This is a genomic window from Rhodoferax sp., assembly GCF_028689305.1.
Taxonomy (GTDB): Bacteria; Pseudomonadota; Gammaproteobacteria; order Burkholderiales; family Burkholderiaceae_C; genus Rhodoferax.
In genome coordinates this window covers 1-3292 of the sequence record NZ_JAQTWM010000166.1, presented here as the reverse complement: position 1 = coordinate 3292, position 3292 = coordinate 1, and the positions used below count along the sequence as shown (strand labels likewise).

General features: G+C 59.2%; 2 protein-coding genes and 2 pseudogenes. All 4 read right to left on the bottom strand.

The genetic code is table 11. The features are described 5' to 3' along the window. On the bottom strand, positions 1 to 1369 hold a 1369-nt coding region (gene eat / locus PHW99_RS18420; protein WP_300181192.1), incomplete at its 3' end, for an ethanolamine permease. A gap of 113 nt (positions 1370 to 1482) precedes the next feature. Further along, a complete protein-coding gene (locus PHW99_RS18415; RefSeq protein ID WP_300181190.1) occupies positions 1483 to 2034 on the bottom strand; it encodes a BMC domain-containing protein in 552 nt (183 codons plus the stop codon). 39 nt (positions 2035 to 2073) lie between these two features. Next, positions 2074 to 2259 (bottom strand): annotated as a pseudogene (locus PHW99_RS18865) (biotin/lipoyl-containing protein); the annotation flags it as partial. A gap of 225 nt (positions 2260 to 2484) precedes the next feature. Next, positions 2485 to 3252: pseudogene (locus PHW99_RS18860) on the bottom strand (SLBB domain-containing protein); the annotation flags it as partial. Between the last annotated feature and the right edge of the window lie 40 nt (positions 3253 to 3292).

Below are 3292 nucleotides of genomic sequence, written 5' to 3'. Positions count from 1 at the left end.
CGCTGCCAGCGGCAGCCAGCATCTCGGCCCGACGACTGTGCGTCGTCAGGAAATACACATACCCCACAGCCATCAAACCAGCAAACAGGCCCGCCACCAAGGCGTTGTAATAGATCATGGTCCCCAGGCAGACAAACGCCCCGATCAGCGCAATGGCCGGGAACAGGGGATACAACGGTGCCCGGTAGGAACGCTCCATATGAGGTGCAGTGGTGCGCAGCTTGAACAGGCTGAGCATGCTCATGATGTACATCACAATGGCGCCAAAAACGGACATCGTCACGATGTTGGCCGTCAGGGACTGACCACCAAATGTGATCAATGAATCACTGAAGATGGCGGCAATGCCCACCACGCCACCGGCCAGAATCGCCACATAGGGCGTATGCCGTTTGGGGTGAACACGCTCCAGCACCTCAGGCAGATAACCTGCCCGTGCCAAGGCAAAGATCTGGCGGGAATAGCCAAGGATGATGCCGTGGAACGACGCAATCAGCCCGAACAGACCCAGCCACACCAGCATGTGCAGCCAGCCGCTGTTTTCACCCACAATGAGCTTCATGGCTTGTGGCAGTGGGTCGTTGATATTGGCCAGTTTGGTCCAGTCACCAGCACCACCGGCAAAAATCATCACACCGGTGGCCAGAATTACCAGCGTCAAAATGCCACCGATATAGGCAATCGGAATGGAACGTCGCGGGGTCTTGGCCTCTTCAGCGGCCATCGCCACACCTTCAATCGCCAGAAAGAACCAGATCGCAAACGGAATGGCGGCAAAGATGCCCGAGAACGCCGCCATGCTGAAACCATCCTGGCCAGCCCAGCCGCCCTTGACAAAGTTCACCATGGAGAAGCCGGGTGCCACCACCCCCATGAACACCAACAACTCAAAAATGGCCAGCAGCGTGACACACAGCTCAAACATCGCAGCGATGTGAACGCCCAGAATGTTCAAGACCATGAAAACCAGGTAAGCGCCCACCGCAACCAGTTTGGGATCCAGGGCCGGGAATTGAACATTGACATAGGCCCCGATGGCCAAGGAAATGGCCGGTGGCGCAAACACAAATTCAACCAGCGTGGCAAAACCGGCAATGTATCCCCCCGTGGGGCCAAAAGCCCGTCGGCTGTACTCAAACGGTCCACCAGCATGTGGGATCGAGGTGGTCAGCTCGGTGAAGCTGAAGATGAATGTGGTGTACATCAGCGCCACAAAAAATGTGGTCACCAGAAAACCAATGGTCCCGGCCGAAGCCCAGCCATAACTCCAACCGAAATACTCTCCGGAAATAACCAGACCAACGGCAATACCCCAAAGCTCCAATGTGCCCAGGGACTTGCTTAAGCCTGGGTTATGTTGTGGATTCATACGCAAGGTTCCTTTTGAGACTGAATGAACAACTCCGCCGGTTGATACCCGGCAGAGACGATTTGCGCTTTCGCGCGATTGAGGACGCACAAACACCAGGTCTTTGTCCGCCCTCAAAGAAGCTGGTCGATCAACTGCCGGCTCGGGCGCGGTATGACGACCTGTGAAACCAGGAAACCCTTGTCGCCAGCAAGAGCCGAGCCAGCGTTGGTGGCGGCAATCACATCGGCCACTTCACCGGTCAGGACCACATAACTCTTGCCACCAATGCCAAAAGCCAGGTGCATGCGAATGGGTTCGACCGATGCGGCCTTCACAGCGGCGTCGGTCGCCTCAATGGTGGCGGCCACCGAATAGGTCTCGATCACACTCACCGCGGCCACGTTCTCGATGTGGGTGCCACCACTGATGGCCGGCAGAACCGACGGGTGCACATTGGGAATGACAAAACTGTCCACCACCACCTCTGGGCACTGCGTCGTACCCACGTCGACGGACTGCTTGACGGCGGCAACGTCACCACCAATCATGACAATGTATTTGCCCGGGCAAATGCTCTTGGCGATCAGGATTTCAACGTTGGCGGTTTTGGCCATGGCATCGGCGGCGGCAATGCCCTGGGCAATACTGGTGAATTCAACCAGACCTATGGCGTGATGGCTCATGTGAGGCTTTCAATGCGTGATGGAGATGAACTGGGCGCAGACTTCTTCTACGCGACCGCTGATGCTGGCGTGGACCCGTGCCCCCAGGGCATCCACTGGGATCTCGGCAACCAGCTGCCCGCGCTGCACCGTGTCACCCACCTGCACCACAGGCACGGCGGCCGCACCCACGTGTTGCCGCAGGTTCAACACCACGCGGGAGGGGTGACTGACCGATTCGTCCAACGGGGCCTTTTTGTTATAGGCCGCGATCGCCAGCCGGGTCACGAGTCTGGACGTCGGGACCAGACGGTGCTCGGCCATCGGGTCCAGCGGGCGCAGGTCACCCACATAGCGGGCACCTTCGGCGCGGAATTTGGCTTTCAGCGCCACGTTGATGCGCATGGGTGAGATGTTCACCGGACAGGCCCATTGCTCACAAATGGCGCACTCGGAGCAGGTCAGTGCCGACAACAACACCGAGGGTTTGCCGATGTCACGGTAATTGGCCGAGCGAACAATCAAGGCCGGATGCAACTCATGACCAATCAGGTGCCGTGGGCACAACTCGGTGCACAGATTGCATTGCTCACACACAGCGCGCGCCACGGCCAGTACATCCTGCATCGGCTGGCGGTGCCGGCGAATGACGACATGGTCCTGCGGCAGGACAATGATGCCCCCGGTGGTTTTGGTCACCGGCTGGTCCAGCGACGGGACCAGCTTGCCCATCATCGGCCCGCCATTGACAAAATAGGGGTTGTCAACCGTCACACGCCCGGCCCGCGCAATCACCTCACGCAACGGCGTCCCAATCGGCACCGTGACCGTGATCGGGTCGGACACCGCACCCGAGATGGTGAGCGTGCGGTCCACCACGGGCGCGTTGTCGTCCACGGCACGGGCCAGATTGATCAGGGTCAGCACATTGTTGACCGCCACCCCCACATCTTTGGGCAGCGCGGCAGGCGGCACCCGCCGCCCTGTCGCCATCCAGATGGTGATGACCTCGTCGCCAGCCGGATAGATGTCCTTGAGGATGTGGATCCGCATGTTCGACGCCAGCAGCGGCTGCACGGCAGCAATCGCCTCCACATACTTGGCCTTGAACGCAATGATCCCCTCACGCGCCCCGACCGCCTGCATGGCCAACTGCAGGCCCCGAACCAGTTGATGGGCATATTTGACGGCCAATTGCTGATCCACCTTGAGCAAGGGTTCACATTCGGCGCCATTCACCAGATAGATTTCCGCCGCGGTCTGCAGTTTGACGTGGGTC

Bases quoted from the DNA above. Each gene is read 5' to 3' on its own strand.
- PHW99_RS18415 (WP_300181190.1), bottom strand. From the start codon at position 2,034: ATGAGCCATCACGCCATAGGTCTGGTTGAATTCACCAGTATTGCCCAG.